The 1,511-nt window shown below is 57.1% G+C and carries 1 protein-coding gene; it reads left to right on the top strand.

Annotated elements, in window-relative coordinates; all coding sequences use genetic code 11:
• Positions 1–1,511: N-6 DNA methylase (locus ACH2EH_RS14080; RefSeq protein WP_395142676.1), on the top strand; the 1,511-nt coding region annotated here is incomplete at both ends.

Below are 1,511 nucleotides of genomic sequence, written 5' to 3'. Positions count from 1 at the left end.
ACGCAGCTCATCGCCAATGAAGTCGTTGCTGCCCTGGTCAATCACTTCAATGCTCCGGAGATGAATCTCTCCAACGCCAATGTGGAGCCGGACATTCTTGGGCGAGCCTATGAGTATCTGATCAAGAAGTTTGCCGATGATGCGGGCCAGAAAGCCGGAGAGTTCTTTACGCCTCCCGAGGTAGTGGATATTCTCATCCGTTGCCTGGAACCTAAGCCCGGTGAGACGATCTACGACCCTACCTGCGGCTCCGGTGGGATGCTAGTACACTCCGCCGACTTCCTGAAAGAGAACAACCACAGCACGAGCGAGCTACAGTACTTCGGCCAGGAAATGAACTGGCAGACCTACGCCATCGCCAAGATCAACCTCCTGCTCCACGGACTGGAAGGGAAGATAGCGGGAGGCAAGTCTACCCTGACCGATCCTCAGTTCCTCACAAACGGTACGCTGGATCGCTTCAGTGTGGTCATCGCCAATTTCCCTTTCTCCGACTCAGAGTGGTTTCTGCCAGAGAGCAAGCGCACCGAAGACGAGATCAAGAAGGCAAAGAAGTCCGTTGCCACCGATGGGTACAAGGATCGCTACAACCGCTTCTCTTTTGGACAACCCCCTACTAGCAACGGTGACTTCGCTTTTATCCAGCACATCATCGCCTCGGCCAACGACTCAGGTCGCTGTGGTGTGGTCTGTCCGCAGGGGGTACTCTTCCGAGGCCAGCCGGAGATCGAGGAAGAGACCGGCGAGTTCGATAAGAACGGAGAGCCCAAGGTACGCCGTCGCAAGGCCGACGATGAGTACCTGATTCGTCGTGGCATTCTGGAGTCTGGGATGCTGGACGCGGTGATCGCACTGCCGCTCAACATCTTCTACGGGGCGGGCGTCCCTGCTTGCCTTCTAATTCTCAACAAGAACCGCGCCTCGGAGCGTGCTGGGAAGACGCAGCTCGTTTATGCCGCACGGCACTACCGGGAGCTCTCGGCCCAGAACCAGCTTCGCCCCCAGGACGTGATGCGAATCCTGGTTCACTACCACGCCTTTGGTGATCCGCTGAAAGCTGCATCGCTCGCCTACTTCCACCGGGATCGTCTGCATGGAATCGTCGGGCGCGACGAGGCACTGGAAATCGAGCGCATCAAGGCTGAGTACGAGGAGTGGGAGCAGAAGGTTAAGGAGCTGCGCCAGAAGATCTCTTTTATGGAGCGCAAGCTCATGCTTGAGGTGAAGAAGACCGAGATCAGCAAGGGAGATCGCGAGATTGCCAAGGTGGAGAAGTCGCTGGAGCGCCCGCTGAAGAAGCTGGAGGAGCGCGACGAGAAGATCGCTGAGGCGAAGAAGCGTGCCGCCGAAGACTGCCAGGCTATACATGATGTCGCCGAGGAGCTGATCACCCTCTACAATGGCCCCGCTGATCTCGCCAAGCATGCTCGTGTTGTCGAGTGGGAGGAGATCACCGAGAACGAGTGCAACCTCAACATTCCCCGGTATGTGGATACCTTTGAGGAAGAAGA

Source organism: Armatimonas sp. (assembly GCF_043760365.1).
In the GTDB taxonomy this organism is placed as follows: domain Bacteria; phylum Armatimonadota; class Armatimonadia; order Armatimonadales; family Armatimonadaceae; genus Armatimonas.
This window is presented reverse-complemented; position numbering and strand designations above follow the sequence as displayed.